We start from the raw sequence: 14,734 nt of genomic DNA on the forward strand, positions 1-14,734 counted from the left end.
GTGACCGATGTGGATAAACCGGATCGAATCGGTACCCGAATGCCCGGTTCTGTCGGTGTTGAGGGGCAGTGTGATTCGGGGGCCCCTGGACACGGGACGGCCCCCGCCAGGGGGGATTGGCGGGGGCCGTCGGTGGTTCAGCTCCGGGGGGTCGAGCTGAACCGCGCCCGGACACGTCCGAGCACAACCAACTGTAGCCCTTGACGGGCTGCAACGCGCGCCTCTGGACGGACCATCTGTGCTGCGTTCGGGCAGTGCCGCGGGGGTCGGCCGCCGTTCGGGGGTTCTGGCAAGCTCGCTCGACGTGCCTGGTCCGTTGCCGACGCTACGCCCGAAGCCACTACCCGCGGCCTCGGGAGCCGCTGCCTTCTTCGACCTCGACAAGACGATCATCGCGGGGTCGAGCGCGCTCGCGTTCAGCCGTCCGTTCCGTCGGCGAGGTTTGATCAGCAGGCGCGCTGCCCTGCGGAGCGGATACGCACAGTTGCTGCTTGTGCTCTCGGGGGCCGACGCCGACACGATGGACCTGCTGCGCCGGCGGATCACCGCGCTGTGCACCGGGTGGGAGGTCGCGCAGATCCGGGCGATCGTCGCCGAGACCCTGCACGACATCGTCGAGCCGCTGGTCTACGCCGAGGCCGCGGAGCTCATCGCCGAGCACAAGGCCAACGGTGACGAGGTCGTGGTGCTGTCCGCGTCGGGAATGGAGGTCGTGGAACCCATCGCGGCTCTCGTGGGGGCGGATCGGTGCCTGGCCACGCGGATGAGCGTGCTGGAGGGCCGCTACACGGGTGTGATCGACTACTACTGCTACGGCGAGGAGAAGGCGGAGGCAGCGCGGTCCATCGCCGCCGAGCAGGGCTATCAGCTCGCCGACTGCCGGGCCTACTCCGACTCGATCACCGACCTGCCGCTGCTGGAGGCCGTCGGGCACCCCACGGTGGTCAACCCGGACAGGGCCCTGCGCCGCGAAGCGGTGCAGCGGGGATGGCCGATCCTGACCTTCGCCGATCCGGTCGCGCTGCGACGGTTTCGGGCTCCGGAGAAGCGGACGACGCTGGCTGCGGCCGGGCTGGGAGCGGCGGCGCTGGTCGGGGTGTCGTGGTACGGGCACCGGCGGCGAACCCGCGGATGAGCGGCCGCGGAGGCGCTGCGAGAGGCCTTCACACGGCCCCGGGTGTTCTGAACCGGTGCACTGCCGTGTGACTCTTGCTGTGCTCCGCGTCACGTACTACAAAGGGCGCACGGACTCCTGGTCGGCCAGGGACGGTGCGGTGGAGAAGCACCCGTTCCCCCTGACTGGGGCTCCGTGCGCAAAGGTCGGGCACTCCACGCACAGCACGCCGCGGGAGGCATGTCGTCGTGGGCCTGCGTACCGGGACGCTGGACGCCGAGGCCATTACCACGACACGTAGTGCACGCCTGGATCCTGATGTTTGCGCGTAGACGGGCGGTGTTCCTGCCAAGGGGCGCCGCCCGTCTCATTGCCCGGGGGCCGGGACCCTGATCAGGCCCGGGCGTCGGCGATCGACATTCCTTCTCGGGCTCCGGCTTCCCACTGCGCACAACAGTGCAGCAGCCATGTCCTGAGGCCCTCGGGAGTGCCGCCGGCGAAGGCGGCGGCTGCCGTGCGGTACTCGTGGGCGTGGCGCAGGTGCCCGACCTCGGGCACGGCCAGTCCCTTGGGATCGAGGCCCGCGGCCACGGCCGTGAGCCGTGCCGCGGCGCGCGCAACCACACCGTTCGCGGTGGTGAAGGGGGCGAGCGTCAGCAACTCGCCGTGCACCACGGCGGCCAGCACCGGTCCGGGCACGGACGTGCCGCCCGTCAGCATGTCGGCGAGCAGCCCGAGCCGCGCGGAGATCCCCTCGGTGCGTATCGGCCTGCCGAGCTCGGCGTCGTGGCGCTCGGCTGGAACGAGATCGGCGGCCGCCACCACGTGCAGGCGGGCCAGCGCCTGCAACGGCGAGGTACGCCAGACCGCCAGCAGTCGGCCCGACTCCTCGGCGACGCGAACGGCCCCGGCGAGCACCGGGCTCATGCTGTGCTCCGCTCCGGGGGCACCACCGTGAAGATCGACACCCCCCAGCGGAGCGCCGTCGAGGGCGGCTGAGGCCCGCGCGGCCCGCATGCTCGCCTCCGCCGCGCCTGCCGGCCATCCGCGCCGGTTGACCGGATGGTTGTGCACCGCCACCAGCGCGTCCCGGGCCCTCGCCACGGCGTCCTGGACGCCGGGCAGATCGAGCAGAGGCGCGAGCGGATCGGCGGTCGTGGACACCCCGGCATGGTGCCACCGCCGGGCGCCCGTTCCCCGTCTCGGGGGCCGTCGTGCCTGGCTGCCGAGCGGGGCGGAAGATCGGGATCGACCTGGACAGACTGGCGATGCGGCGGCTCGGAGAGGCCGCTAGCGTCGTGCTACGCACGAGGAGCCGGGCAATGACTGCCCGGCGTGAGGCGCCCACTATCGGGAGGGCATTCATGGCCGACGAATCGACTCAAGCCACGCTGAGCAACCTGTCCACCGAGAGTCGGAGCTTCTCTCCGAGCGAGGAGTTCGCGGCCCAGGCCAACGCGACGGCCGAGTGGTACGACCGGAGCGCGGCCGACCGCGACGCTTTCTGGGCCGAGCAGGCCGACCGGTTGCACTGGCACCAGAAATGGGACCGGGTCCTGGAGTGGGATGCGCCGTTTGCGAAGTGGTTCGTGGGGGGCAAGCTCAACGTCGCCTACAACTGCGTCGACCGGCACGTCGAGGACGGTCACGGCGAGCAGGTCGCGTTCCACTGGGAGGGCGAGCCCGGTGACACCCGCACCATCACCTACGCCGATCTCAAGAGTGAGGTCTGCAAGGCCGCCAACGCGCTGGCCGAGTTGGGTGTGGGGGAGGGCGACCGGGTCGCGATCCAGCTCCCGATGATCCCCGAGGCCGCGATCGCCATGCTGGCCTGTGCGCGGCTGGGCGCGGCGCACAGCGTGGTCTTCGGCGGGTTCTCGCCGGGGGCGCTGCGCTCGCGGATCGAGGACGCGCAGGCGAAGTTGCTGATCACCTCGGACGGGCAGTTCCGGCGGGGCAAGCCCGCACCGATGAAGGAGAACACCGACGAGGCGGTCAAGGACACGCCGTCCGTCGAGCACGTGCTGGTGGTCAAGCGCACCGAGACCGATGTGCCCTGGACCGAGGGCCGCGACATCTGGTGGCACGACATCGTCGACCGCCAGTCCGACGAGCACGAGGCCCAGCCCTTCGACGCCGAGCACCCGCTCTACATCCTCTACACCTCGGGCACCACCGGGAAGCCGAAGGGCATCCTGCACACCTCGGGTGGATACCTGACTCAGGCGGCCTACACCCACAACGTGGTCTTCGACCACAAGCCGGGGGAGAGCGTCTACTGGTGCACGGCCGACATCGGCTGGGTCACCGGGCACACCTACATCGTCTACGGCCCGTTGGCGAACCGGGCGACATCGGTGATGTACGAGGGCACGCCCAACACCCCGCACGAGGGCCGGCACTGGGAGATCATCCAGAAGTACGGGGTCTCGATCTACTACACCGCACCCACGCTGATCCGCACCTTCATGAAGTGGGGCAAGGAGATCCCGGAGAAGTTCGACCTCTCCTCGCTGCGCGTGCTGGGCAGTGTGGGTGAGCCGATCAACCCCGAGGCCTGGATGTGGTACCGGGAGAACATCGGTCAGAACAACTGCCCGATCGTCGACACGTGGTGGCAGACCGAGACCGGCGCGATCATGATCTCGCCGCTGCCCGGTGTCACCGCCACGAAGCCCGGATCGGCCATGCGTCCGCTGCCGGGTATCGCCGCCACGATCGTGGACGAGGGTGGCACGCCGGTGGAGCACGGCAACGGTGGCTACCTCGTGCTCGACGAGCCGTGGCCGTCGATGCTGCGGGGCATCTGGGGCGACGAGGAGCGCTACCGGGAGACCTACTGGTCGCGGTTCGCCGACCAGGGCTACTACTTCGCCGGCGATGGCGCGAAGTACGACGACGATGGCGCGTTCTGGCTGCTGGGCCGGGTTGATGACGTGATGAACGTGTCGGGCCACCGCATCTCCACCACGGAGGTGGAGTCGGCGCTGGTCAGCCACCCCACCGTGGCCGAGGCGGCGGTCGTGGGTGCGTCGGACCCCACCACGGGGCAGGGGATCGTCGCGTTCGTCATCCTGCGGGGCAACGTCGCGCAGGACGAGGCGAAGGGCGCCGACGCCATCAAGGCACTGCGTGACCACGTGTCCAAGGAGATCGGGCCCATCGCGAAGCCGCGCCAGATCATGGTCGTGGACGAGCTGCCCAAGACCCGCTCCGGGAAGATCATGCGCAGGCTCCTGCGCGACGTGGCGGAGAACCGCGAGATCGGGGACGTCACGACGCTCGCCGACTCCTCCGTCATGGACCTCATCTCCGAGGGTCTCAAGGAAGGCAAGTCGGAGGACTGACGGGCCGGTGCCCGGCCCGGTGGTGACGCCACCGGGCCGGCCCGCGCCGACCATCCCCTCTGGACGATCGGTACATCCGTCCCGACCTATCGGACGACAGTGCCGCTCGTAGCCTCGATCCTTGGCTTGGCCCGCCCCGGCGGGCTGCCCTGCAACGCTGCTCGTGGGCTGCCTTCGCCTGGCTTCTCCGCGCTCTCCCGGCACAGAAGGCCGCTCCACAGGTGTTGCCGCGGGACTGACAGCTTTCCGCCGGCCCCCGGGGCTCGTCAGGCTTGCACCGTGGACGTTGTTGCTGGCTGCTTGACCCGGCTTCTCGTCGGCAGTCTCCCCAGGCTCGTCCGGCCCCCGCTCGGCGGACGTCGCCACGCGGCGGCCTGACCTCGCCTCTCGCCGGTCACTCCGGTTCGATGGGCCCCCTCCGCGGAGGTTCCCGCAGGGCCACCCCTGCTCCATAGGCCTCTGTCAGGCGCGGTAGTTCGCTCCACGGGCGTCGCCGGCGCCGCCGCCTCGGCTGGCGTCCGCGCGGTCTCGCCCGGTCCGGTGAGCCGCTCCGCGGGCGTTCAAGCCTTCCTTGTCGCGCGCCATGGCCCTGGCTTCGCACAGGCCTCTTTACGCCCGGTAGGCCGACTCTGCCGCGGGAGCTTCCTCTCTCGCGGGCCCTCGTCGCCGTCGCCGGTCGCTGCTGCGGTCGCCGCCCACGGCGTGAACCGCCTTCCCGTGTGCTCGGGACCGTTCTGTCCGGTCTCCGTGACAGAACTGCGGGACGAAGTAGTCGAATCTCGCCTAATTCGGACAATTAGCTATGGTAAAGGGACTGCCAAGTTCAACTTGATGTTGGGTAAAAGATGTGCCGTTGGGCCATTTGGGCACAACAAAATCTAGACAAGGAGTCATACCGTATGCAGTATGTGAACCAGTCCCGCAGCGGCGACAGGAGGAGATGCGTCACATGCCTCAGTTGGTCCCCGAGTTCGTCCTGCGGACGTTCGACGCCGCCCGTCGACCACGAGCGGTGGCTCTGCCGGTTCCCTGACGCCTCGCCCTGTCAGCCGGTCTACCAGCATCTTTGCTAGCAAGACGCTGTCGGCATAACAGGACCGTCGGGAGCCTACAACCAGCACCAAGGGAGCGGCAGCGCGGTCCAGCCGTACTGCCTGCTCGGTCGGTTGCGCCCGAATTCGGGCGCTTACCAGTCGACCAATTGATGGAAGACACGACAAGTGGTCGGGTCCATCCTCCCTTCTCGTCAAAGGAGACGACGTGACTGTCGCGGATCGTGAAATAACCGACTCCAACGGGCGCGTCTACCGCGTCGGGATACCGGCGGAACAAATACTTGGGCGCTCGCGCAAGTGGATGATGTGGTTGCCGTGGGCGTCCATGTTCGGGGTCAGCGTCTTCGAATACGGCTACGGCGCCGCGGAGAGCACCCTCGAGGACGTACACGGTTGGTCGCTCGGGCAGGCATTCTGGCTGGTCAGCATCTGGACGGTATTCCAGGCGGGAGTCGCGTTCCCGGCCGGACGGCTCCGCGAGAAGGGCATCGTCTCGGCCCGGACCGCAATGCTCTCCGGTGCCGTCATGGTGTTCGCGGCGTTCCTCGTGCTCGGCCTGACGGGCAACCTCGTACTGAACTTCCTCTTCTACTCGGTGATCGGCGGCACCGGTGCCGGCCTCGTGTACGCCACCTCGATCAACATGGTCGGCAAGTGGTTCCCCGAGAAGCGGGGCGGTAAGACGGGGTTTGTCAACGGCGCCTTCGCCTACGGCGCCGTGCCCTTCATCTTCGTCTTCAGCTACCTGTTCGACGAGAGCACCTTCACGCCGGTCCTCACAATCATCGCCGTGTACATGCTGGTGGTCGTCGGCGTGAGCGGCTTCCTGTTCAAGGACCCGCCCAAGAACTGGTGGCCCCACGACGTCGACCCGCTCGAGTGGGCAGCGAGCCCCAAGTCCGCTCGTAGCCTGGCCAAGAACCCCCCCGCGGTGAAGCAGTACGGGCCCATGGAGGCGATCAAGACCGGTCAGCTGCCGCTGATGTGGTTCGCGCTGGCGATCATCGGTGGCGTGTCGCTGTTCGGGATCGGCTACCAGGTCGACTTCGCCAAGGAAGTGGGCTTCGGCCCGTTCATCGCCGCGTCCTCCGCGGGCGTGCTCTCGGTCGTGAACGGTTTCGGCCGGGCGTTCATCGGTTGGCTCTCCGACCAGATCGGGCGCAAGGAGGCGCTCATCATCGTGCTGGTGGTCGAGGGAGTCGCGCAGTTCGGCCTGCTCTGGGGCGGGGACACACACAACGAGTTCCTGTTCATCTTCTTCGCCTTCCTCGCCGGCATCGGTGGCGGTGCGTTCTTCCCGATGTTCGCCTCGCTCACCCCCGACTACTTCGGTGAGAACAACAACGCGACCAACTACGGGCTCGTCTACAGCTCCAAGCTGGTCAGCGGGCTCTTCGGGCTCGGCGTGGCGTCCTGGGTGGTCTCGACATGGGGCTACAACGGGGCGTACACGATCGCCGGTGCCATCGCGTTCCTGTCTGCACTGATCTCGCTGTTCCTCCGGCAGCCCGGTCGCGGCGCACGAGAGCGCGCGGCGTCCAACTCCGCCCTCGGTTCGTCCGCTCCCCACGCGGTGGCCGATGGGGGCCGGGCCTGACCCGACCCGGTGCCGATGGGATGGATCGGGCGAGCTGCCGGGTGCTGCCGGTGGCTCGCCCGGTCCGGTCGGTGACCTACCGGGCCTGTCGGCCCGTGTGAGACGAAATGGAGATCGCTGGTGAATCGCTCGAGGTGCAGGGCCCGCCACGGGGCGCTCCCCGCGCCCCAGGTATCGCTATGAGCAGCGAGGAGCTGCTGCGGCGGCACGAGGCAGGAGGCGCCCGGCTCGCTGCGTCGAACGCTCGGAGTGCCGCGGCCGTGCCTGCGCTGCGCACCGTCGTGGTGACGTGCATGGACACCCGGATCGACGTCCAGGCCCTGTTCGGCCTGGGGTTGGGTGAGGTGCACACGCTGCGGAACGCGGGCGGGGTGGTGACCGACGACGTGGTGCGCTCGGTCGTTGTCAGCCAGCGGAAGCTGGGAACGCGTGAGGTGCTGGTGGTGGCCCACAGCCGGTGCGGGATGGCCACGTTCAGCGACGACGACTTCTCGGAGGAGCTCGCGGCGGAGGTGGGGATGCGGCCGCTGTGGCGGACGTACGCCTTCACGGATCCCGCGGTGGACGTGCAGCGGGGCGTGGACCGCTTGCGACGCGATCCGTTCCTGCTACCGGAGACGGTCGTCCGCGGTTTCGTGCTCGACATCGAGAGCTTCGCCCTCACCGAGGTCGGTGGCGACGAGCCCGCAGGCCTGGCCGGCGTCAGGGACTCGGCCTGACATGACGCACGCAGCGACCGCCCCCGAACGCCGAACTGCCCGCCCCGGGTTACGGGACGGGCAGTGGGAGCGGACGTCTGTGGGGTCAGCCGGCGGACTTGCTGGTGGGCTCCGGCACCTCCTCGGCCGGGTCGTCGCCGTCCTTGGCGGTGGCGGGGCCGGTGGCCGCGTTCTCCGCGGCGGAGTCCTTGCGGGACTTCGCGAGGCTCGCGATGGTGGTGATCGCCAGCGTGCCGACGATGACCAGCAGCGACGCCCAGATCGGCACCTCGGGGGCCCACGAGACACCGTGGTGGTGCATCGCCTCGAAGATCAGCTTGAAGCCGATGAAGGCCAGGATGATCGCGAGGCCCTTGCTCAGGTACACCAGCCGGTCGAGCAGGCCACCGATGAGGAAGAACAGCTGCCGCAGGCCCATCAGTGCGAACGCGTTGGCGGTGAACACCAGGTACGGCTCCTGGGTGAGCCCGAAGATCGCCGGGATGGAGTCGACCGCGAAGAGCAGGTCGGTGGTGCCGATCGCGACCATCACGATGAGCATCGGCGTGACGAGCCGACGCCCGTCGACCTTGGTGGTGAGCGAAGCACCCTGGTACTCGGTAGTCGACGGAACGACCCGGCGAACGGCGCGCAGCACGCGGTTCTCCTGGAACTCCTCGTCGTCGTCGGAATGCCGGATGAGCTTCCACGCGGTGTAGATGAGGAACGCGCCGAAGAGGTAGAACATCCAGTCGAAACGGGAGATGGCCTCGGCGCCGAGCGCAATGAAGATGCCGCGCAGGAGCAGAGCCAGAACGATCCCGATGAGCAGTACCTTCTGGCGGTACTCGCGGGGCACGGCGAATCTGCTCATGATCAGGACGAAGATGAACAGGTTGTCCACCGAAAGCGAGTACTCGGTGATCCAGCCGGCGAAGAATTCACCTCCGTACTGCGGCCCGGTGAAGGCCAGTACACCGAGCCCGAAGATGACAGCGAGAGCGACGTAACAACAGACCCAGATCGTCGACTCCCGCATCGACGGATCACGTGGATTGCGGGCGACCAGATAGAAGTCGAAGGCGATGATGGCCACGAACGCGCCTATCGTCGCGAGCCAGGCCCAGACCGGAACACTCATCTCTCTCCTCGGAAATCGGCGGTCGACGATCGAAGTGCCGCGGCGGAACCGTGGCCGGATCGACCCGGCCCCGCCGCGGCACTGCGGTCACGAGGACCGTCGGGACCTCGCCAGTGCGACGCCGGACGACGACGCCGCAGCACGCGGACGATCGCGACCGGTGCTGCTGCGCCGGGCGCGCTTGCTCTCCCGCGCCTCCCACATCGCGCTTGCCTGCTTCACGTAGACAGCGAACAAGGCTTGGGCGGCGGGATTGTGATCCTGGATGCGCATGAGCCAGTGCGGCGCGATCCGCTCGTGGAGCCAGATGAAGCCGATCGCGTAACCCATGCTGACGAGAGCCTGGAAGACCAGGAACGTCAGAACGTCGCCAGGCGGCGCAAAACTTCCGCCGAGCAGCGCGGGCGTCACCGTCTCGTGCAGGAGGCGCGAGAGGGGGAAGCCCAGCATCCAGTAGATCGCCACGGGTGCGAAGACCCCCGGCCGAAACCAGCCGGTGGCCGCGATCGCCCCGTAGCCGGCTCCCAGCAGTGCGAGCGGAACACCGAGGGTCAGTGCCCCGACCGCGGCCCACCCGATGGGATGGCCGACGGCCGCTGCAAGCAGACCGACCACGGCACCCGACGCAGCTCCGACCGCCGCGCCCGGTACCCCGAGCTCGGCGAGCTGCAGCGCTCTGGTCTTGGACATGTCAGTCCAGCACCGCGCCGAAGCGGATCAGGCTGTAGAACAGCGAGCCCAGGTAGAACACCGCGCCGAAGCCGATCACCAGGTTGGTCCACAGTTTCGGTCGGATCGGCTTGGGCAACAACCTGTTGTTCACCAGCAGCAGCACGACGCAGTAGGCGCCCATGGCGAACGCGGAGAGGAACGCCAGGACGTCCAGGATCGCCGCCGGACCGTCGGCCGGGCCCCAGAGGAGGATGACGATCCCGAAGAGGATCACGCCCCAGAGGAAGCCGGCGTAGAGGTGTGCCATCCGGAACCGCTTCGCGCCAGGCACGAAGTGGTAGGTCATGTCCGACTGTCCACGGGAGAACGAGTCGAACAGGCCCAGGGTGGCGTTGAGGCCGATCAGGGCGATGAAGCCCATGAACACCGAACCCAGCGCCGGCACACCGACGGAGGCGATCGACGAGGACATCGCCGCGAGAGCTGCTTCCCGCTCGCCGTCCCGGAGCAGGTTGACGACATCCGGGCTCTGCCGGGCTGCCACCTGCGCGATGACGGTGAACGAGATCGTGACGAGCATCGTGATGCCCCAGAACAGCAGCAGGGCATCGAACGTCACCCAGCGGCGCCAGCCCTTCCACTTGCGCATCTCATCGGCGTCCTCCGTGTCGAACATGAAGCCGCGCGACGGCATGATCTCCTCGTCGCCGGAGTGACGAAGACCACGCAGCTTCGGGATGTGCGCGCCCATGCCGGCGCCCTTGTCGCGCAGGTGCAGCGTGTACCACATCTGCTGCATGCCGGACGGACCGGCGAACGCGATCGCACCGACCACCACCGGGAACCAGGCGGCCGTGAGGGCCTCCTCAGGCAGGTACCCGAAGGCGAACATGCCGGTGATCGTGCTGGCCAGGTCGCTCCACGAACCCACGAGTGAGGCGATGATCGCGGTGCCGAGCACCAGCGTGCCGATCAGGATCGACAGCACGCTCTCGAGCAGGTTGTAGATGAACTTGGCCAGCGTGAACACCGTGCCGACCAGGAGCATTCCGACAATCGCGGCAACCTGCCATGGAACGCCCGTGACGGCTTCGAAAGCGGACGCTCCGGCCGACAGGTGACCGGGCCAGATGTAGATAAGTATTGCGATGGTAAAGAAGAACCACATGATCGGTTTGAACACCCGGGCAGCGCCTGTGAAGATGCTCTCACCGGTTGCCATGGCGTACCGGGCCATTTCCAGCAGTACAATGGCCTGGATGGTTACGCCGATAAGGAACAGCCAGCGGATCTCTGGCCCGAACAAGAGAACGAGCCGGGGCCACATGTAGGACTCGCCCATGCCCACACCGAGCGCGACGAGGAAGACCGTCGGGCCGAGAATGTGGACTGATGGGGGAGCTTCCGGCAGCTTGCGGATGGGCATGGGCTCAAGGCCACCCGCATGCCAGACGCGTTCGCCGGTTGCGTCAGTTGCGTACCCGGTTCTAGCGGGCTGTTTTGCTGTAGTCACTTTTGTGGACCTTCCGATTGGTGCTTCGTACGGCCTATCGCCCCTCGCCATGGCCTCCTTGTCGTGACGATGCGGCGACGGTCGGCCCGGCCGGCTGTCCCTGGAGGGTGGGCGAGATCCCCCAGGGGACGCCGGCCGGGCCGACCGTCCCGTACCCGGTCCGGCGCTGGGGCCGTGACCGGTTCGAGCCGGCCCCCGGAAGGGCCGGCCCGAAGACCTTTCAGATCAGTCCGGCGCTCCTGGCCCAGCGGTACTTCGCTCCCAGAACGGCGACGGGCTTCTCAGTGGTGTAGGGGTACGCGACGACCCCGTGCTGGTAGAGGTAGTCGCTGGCTTCCTCGACCTCGACGTCCCCCGCGAGGGACGCCACGACCGGCTTCTCGATGCCCTTCGCCCGAGCCTCGGCCACCACGCGAGCGGTGAGCTCGGCGAAGACCATCGGCGGGGTGACGATCGTGTGCCAGTAGCCGAGGATCAGGGCGTGGATCCGGTCGTCCTCGAGACCGAGCCGGATCGTGGCCTCGTACGTCGAGGGCGGCTCCCCACCGGTGATGTCGATCGGGTTGCCCGACGCGCCGAACGGCGGGATGAACGCCTTGAAGGCCTCGTCGAGGTCCTTCGGCATCTCCATCAGCGACAGGCCGTTCTCGACCACCGCGTCGGAGAGCAGCACGCCCGAACCGCCGGCACCGGTGATGATGACGACGTTCTCGCCCTTCGGCGTGGGCAGCACCGGGATGCCCCGGGCGAACTCCAGCATGTCGTTGAGCGAGTAGGCCCGGACCACACCCGACTGCTTGAGGATGTCGTCGTAGACCTTGTCGTCGCCGGCGAGAGCACCGGTGTGCGAGCTGGCCGCCTTGGCACCCAGCGCCGTACGTCCGGCCTTCAGCACGACCACCGGCTTCTTCTTGGTGATCCGCTGCGCCGCCTCGACGAAGGACCGGCCGTCCTTCAGGTCCTCGAGGTGCATCGCGACGATGTTGGTGTCGGGGTCCTGCTCGAAGTAGGTGAGCAGGTCGTCCTCGTCCAGGTCGGACTTGTTGCCGAGGCCGACGATCGCCGAGACACCCATCTTGCTGGTGCGGCTGAACCCGAGGATCGCCATGCCGATGCCGCCGGACTGCGAGGTGAGGGCGACACCGCCCTTGACGTCGTAGGGCGTGCAGAACGTCGCACAGAGGTCCTGCGGCGTGTAGTAGTAGCCGTAGATGTTCGGTCCGAGCAGCCGCACGCCGCCCTCACGGGCGATCTTGACGATCTCGTCCTGGAGCTCGTGGTTGCCCGTCTCCGCGAAGCCGGAGGGGATCAGCACAGCGGCAGGAATGTTCTTCTCGCCGACCTCGCGCAGCGCCTGCGGCACGAACTTCGCCGGCACCGTGAACACGGCCACGTCGACGTCACCGGGCACGTCGCCGATGTTCTTGTAGGCCTTGCGCCCCAGGATCTCGTCGGCCTTGGGGTTGATGGGGTAGATCTCGCCTGCGTAGCCCCCGTTGATGAGGTTCTTCATCACGGAGTTGCCGATCTTGCCGTCCTCGGCCGACGCGCCGATGACCGCGACCGCCTTCGGCCGCATCATCCGGCTCATCGTGGCCAGGATCTCCTCCTGGCTGTAGCGCACCGGCTCGGCGTGCTCGCTGTTGTCCAGCAGGATCCGCACGTCGGCGGCGGACGCGCCATCGGGGCGCGCGAACACCGGGTTCAGGTCGAACTCGCTGATCTGCGGGAAGTCGGTGACGAGGTCGGACAGGCGCGTGATGACGTCGGCGAGAGCGTCGGCGTCCACCGCCTCGCCGCCGCGGACACCGCGGAGGATCTCGGCGGCCTTGATGCCGTCCAGCATCGAGATCGCGGTGGCGTGGTCGACCGGCGCGAGCCGGAACGTGACGTCCTTGAGCACCTCGACGAGCACACCGCCGAGACCGAAGATGATCACCTTGCCGAAGGTGGGGTCCGTGGTGGCCCCGATGATCACTTCCTGGCCGCCGCTCAGCATCTGCTGGACCTGGATGCCGTCGATGCCGGCCTCGGCGTTGTAGGCCTTGGCGTTGGCGATGATCTCGTCGAAGGCGCCGCGCACCGCGTCGTCGCCCGAGATGCCGATCTTGACGCCGCCTGCCTCGGTCTTGTGCAGGATGTCCGGGGAGACGATCTTCATGGCGACCGGGCCGCCGAGCTCTCCGGCCAGCCGTACCGCCTCGTCGGCCGTGCCGGCGAGACCCTCGCCGGGGGTCGGGATCCCGTAGGCCTCGCACACGCGGCGACCCTCGGGGGCGGTCAGCGAGTCACGGCCCTCCGCGCGGGCCTTGTCCAGGACCTCGCGTACCGCGTCTTTGTCGTAGGCCACGCTCTCGTTGGCCATATTCAGATCACTCCTTGCGTCTTGAGCTCAGCGAAGCGCTCCGGGGCGAGCCCCAGTTCGCGCACGTACACGTCCTCGTTGTGCTCCCCGAGCAGTGGCGAGGTCTCCACCTTCACCGGGGAGTCGGACAGCTTGATCGGGCAGCCGACCGTCTTGAAGGCGCCCCGCTCCGGGTGGTCGACGGTGACGACCATGTTGTTGTCGGCGAGGGAGGCGTCCTCGATGATCTCCTTGGTCGACAGGATCGGGCCACACGGAACGTTCAGAGCGTTCAGCTCCGCAAGCGCGTCCCACTTCGAGAGGCGGGACGACCACTCCTCGATCAGCTGGAACATCTTGTCGAGCTTGTTCAGCCGCGCCGCAGGAGTGGCCCACTCCGAGTCCTCGGCGAGCTCGGGCCGGCCGATGAGCTTGGCGATGGGGGCCCAGCCCGGAGGCTGCACGATCACGTAGATGTAGTCGTTGGGGCCGCCGGGGCTGCACTTCACCGCCCAGCCGGGCTGGCCTCCACCGGAGGCGTTGCCCGAGCGCGGCACCTCGTCGGTGAAGGACTCGTTCGGGTACTCGTTGAGCGGGCCGTGCTCGAGCCGCTGCTGGTCGCGCAGCTTCACGCGGCACAGGTTGAGCACGGCGTGCTGCATCGCCACGGTGACGCGCTGGCCGCGGCCCGTGGTGTTGCGCTGCACCAGCGCCGCGAGGATGCCGGCGACGGCGTGCATGCCGGTGCCGGAGTCACCGATCTGGGCTCCGGTGGCCAGCGGCGGCCCGTCCTCGAACCCGGTGGTGGCCATCGAGCCGCCCATGGCCTGGGCGACCACCTCGTACGCCTTGTAGTGGGTGTAGGGACCCTCGCCGAAGCCCTTGATCGAGGCGTAGACGAGCCGGGGGTTGATCTCCTGGAGGCGGTCCCAGGTGAATCCCATCCGGTCGACCGCGCCCGGGCCGAAGTTCTCCACCAGGACGTCGGACTTCTGGACCATCTCGATGAAGAGCTTCTTGCCCTCTTCGCTCTTCATGTTGAGCGTGATGCTGCGCTTGTTGCAGTTCAGCATCGTGAAGTAGAGGCTGTCGACGTCCGGAATATCCCTCAGCTGCTGGCGGGTGATGTCCCCGGTCGGCGCCTCGAGCTTGACCACATCGGCGCCGAGCCAGGCGAGGATCTGCGTCGCCGACGGCCCGGACTGCACGTGGGTCATGTCGAGAACGCGGATTCCGTCTAGTGCGCTCATTCG

10 protein-coding genes are annotated in these 14,734 nt (G+C 68.0%); 4 read left to right on the forward strand and 6 right to left on the reverse strand.

Annotation, left to right across the window (positions count from 1 at the left end):
- The first annotated feature begins 304 nt into the window (after nucleotides 1-304).
- The gene (locus tag ACQPZQ_RS01810; protein ID WP_433291329.1) at nucleotides 305-1,135 is read left to right on the forward strand and encodes an HAD family hydrolase; all 831 of its coding nucleotides are present in this window, start codon (nucleotides 305-307) and stop codon (nucleotides 1,133-1,135) included.
- Nucleotides 1,136-1,507: 372 nt separating this feature from the next.
- On the opposite strand, the gene ACQPZQ_RS01815 is transcribed toward ACQPZQ_RS01810, so the two are convergent.
- Complete coding sequence (locus ACQPZQ_RS01815) at nucleotides 1,508-2,278, reverse strand: oxidoreductase (protein WP_433291332.1); 771 nt, start codon at nucleotides 2,276-2,278, stop codon at nucleotides 1,508-1,510.
- 200 nt (nucleotides 2,279-2,478) lie between these two features.
- On the opposite strand from ACQPZQ_RS01815, the gene acs reads away from it, so the two are divergent.
- From acs to ACQPZQ_RS01830, 3 genes are all read left to right on the forward strand, one after another.
- Nucleotides 2,479-4,461 carry an acetate--CoA ligase gene (acs, locus tag ACQPZQ_RS01820; RefSeq protein WP_433291334.1) on the forward strand — a complete coding sequence of 661 codons (1,983 nt, stop codon included), beginning with the start codon at nucleotides 2,479-2,481 and terminating at the stop codon, nucleotides 4,459-4,461.
- A 1,260-nt stretch (nucleotides 4,462-5,721) separates the two neighbouring features.
- Nucleotides 5,722-7,113, forward strand: a complete 1,392-nt coding sequence (locus ACQPZQ_RS01825; RefSeq protein WP_433291336.1) for an OFA family MFS transporter — start codon at nucleotides 5,722-5,724, stop codon at nucleotides 7,111-7,113.
- Between the two features lie 179 nt (nucleotides 7,114-7,292).
- A complete protein-coding gene (locus ACQPZQ_RS01830) occupies nucleotides 7,293-7,832 on the forward strand; it encodes a beta-class carbonic anhydrase (protein ID WP_433291338.1) in 540 nt (179 codons plus the stop codon).
- 85 nt (nucleotides 7,833-7,917) lie between these two features.
- Here the strand turns inward: ACQPZQ_RS01830 and ACQPZQ_RS01835 are convergent, their stop codons facing one another.
- From ACQPZQ_RS01835 to frc, 5 genes are all read right to left on the reverse strand, one after another.
- Nucleotides 7,918-8,952, reverse strand: a complete 1,035-nt coding sequence (locus ACQPZQ_RS01835; protein ID WP_433291340.1) for a TerC family protein — start codon at nucleotides 8,950-8,952, stop codon at nucleotides 7,918-7,920.
- 87 nt (nucleotides 8,953-9,039) lie between these two features.
- Complete coding sequence (locus ACQPZQ_RS01840; protein WP_433291342.1) at nucleotides 9,040-9,642, reverse strand: hypothetical protein; 603 nt, start codon at nucleotides 9,640-9,642, stop codon at nucleotides 9,040-9,042.
- A gap of 1 nt (nucleotide 9,643) precedes the next feature.
- Nucleotides 9,644-11,050: an Nramp family divalent metal transporter gene (locus tag ACQPZQ_RS01845; RefSeq protein ID WP_433291344.1), complete on the reverse strand. Its 1,407-nt coding sequence runs from the start codon at nucleotides 11,048-11,050 to the stop codon at nucleotides 9,644-9,646.
- A 307-nt stretch (nucleotides 11,051-11,357) separates the two neighbouring features.
- On the reverse strand, nucleotides 11,358-13,502 hold the full coding sequence (locus tag ACQPZQ_RS01850) for an acetate--CoA ligase family protein (RefSeq protein ID WP_433291346.1): 2,145 nt from the start codon (nucleotides 13,500-13,502) through the stop codon (nucleotides 11,358-11,360).
- A gap of 2 nt (nucleotides 13,503-13,504) precedes the next feature.
- The gene (frc, locus tag ACQPZQ_RS01855; protein ID WP_241040541.1) at nucleotides 13,505-14,731 is read right to left on the reverse strand and encodes a formyl-CoA transferase; all 1,227 of its coding nucleotides are present in this window, start codon (nucleotides 14,729-14,731) and stop codon (nucleotides 13,505-13,507) included.
- Nucleotides 14,732-14,734 lie beyond the last annotated feature (3 nt).

This window comes from Pseudonocardia sp. CA-142604, from assembly GCF_050948475.1.
Taxonomy (GTDB): domain Bacteria; phylum Actinomycetota; class Actinomycetes; order Mycobacteriales; family Pseudonocardiaceae; genus Pseudonocardia; species Pseudonocardia alaniniphila.

Bases quoted from the DNA above. Each gene is read 5' to 3' on its own strand.
- acs (WP_433291334.1), top strand. From the start codon at position 2,479: ATGGCCGACGAATCGACTCAAGCCACGCTGAGCAACCTGTCCACCGAG.
- ACQPZQ_RS01830 (WP_433291338.1), top strand. From the start codon at position 7,293: ATGAGCAGCGAGGAGCTGCTGCGGCGGCACGAGGCAGGAGGCGCCCGG.
- ACQPZQ_RS01835 (WP_433291340.1), bottom strand. From the start codon at position 8,952: ATGAGTGTTCCGGTCTGGGCCTGGCTCGCGACGATAGGCGCGTTCGTG.
- ACQPZQ_RS01840 (WP_433291342.1), bottom strand. From the start codon at position 9,642: ATGTCCAAGACCAGAGCGCTGCAGCTCGCCGAGCTCGGGGTACCGGGC.
- ACQPZQ_RS01845 (WP_433291344.1), bottom strand. From the start codon at position 11,050: ATGCCCATCCGCAAGCTGCCGGAAGCTCCCCCATCAGTCCACATTCTC.
- ACQPZQ_RS01850 (WP_433291346.1), bottom strand. From the start codon at position 13,502: ATGGCCAACGAGAGCGTGGCCTACGACAAAGACGCGGTACGCGAGGTC.
- frc (WP_241040541.1), bottom strand. From the start codon at position 14,731: ATGAGCGCACTAGACGGAATCCGCGTTCTCGACATGACCCACGTGCAG.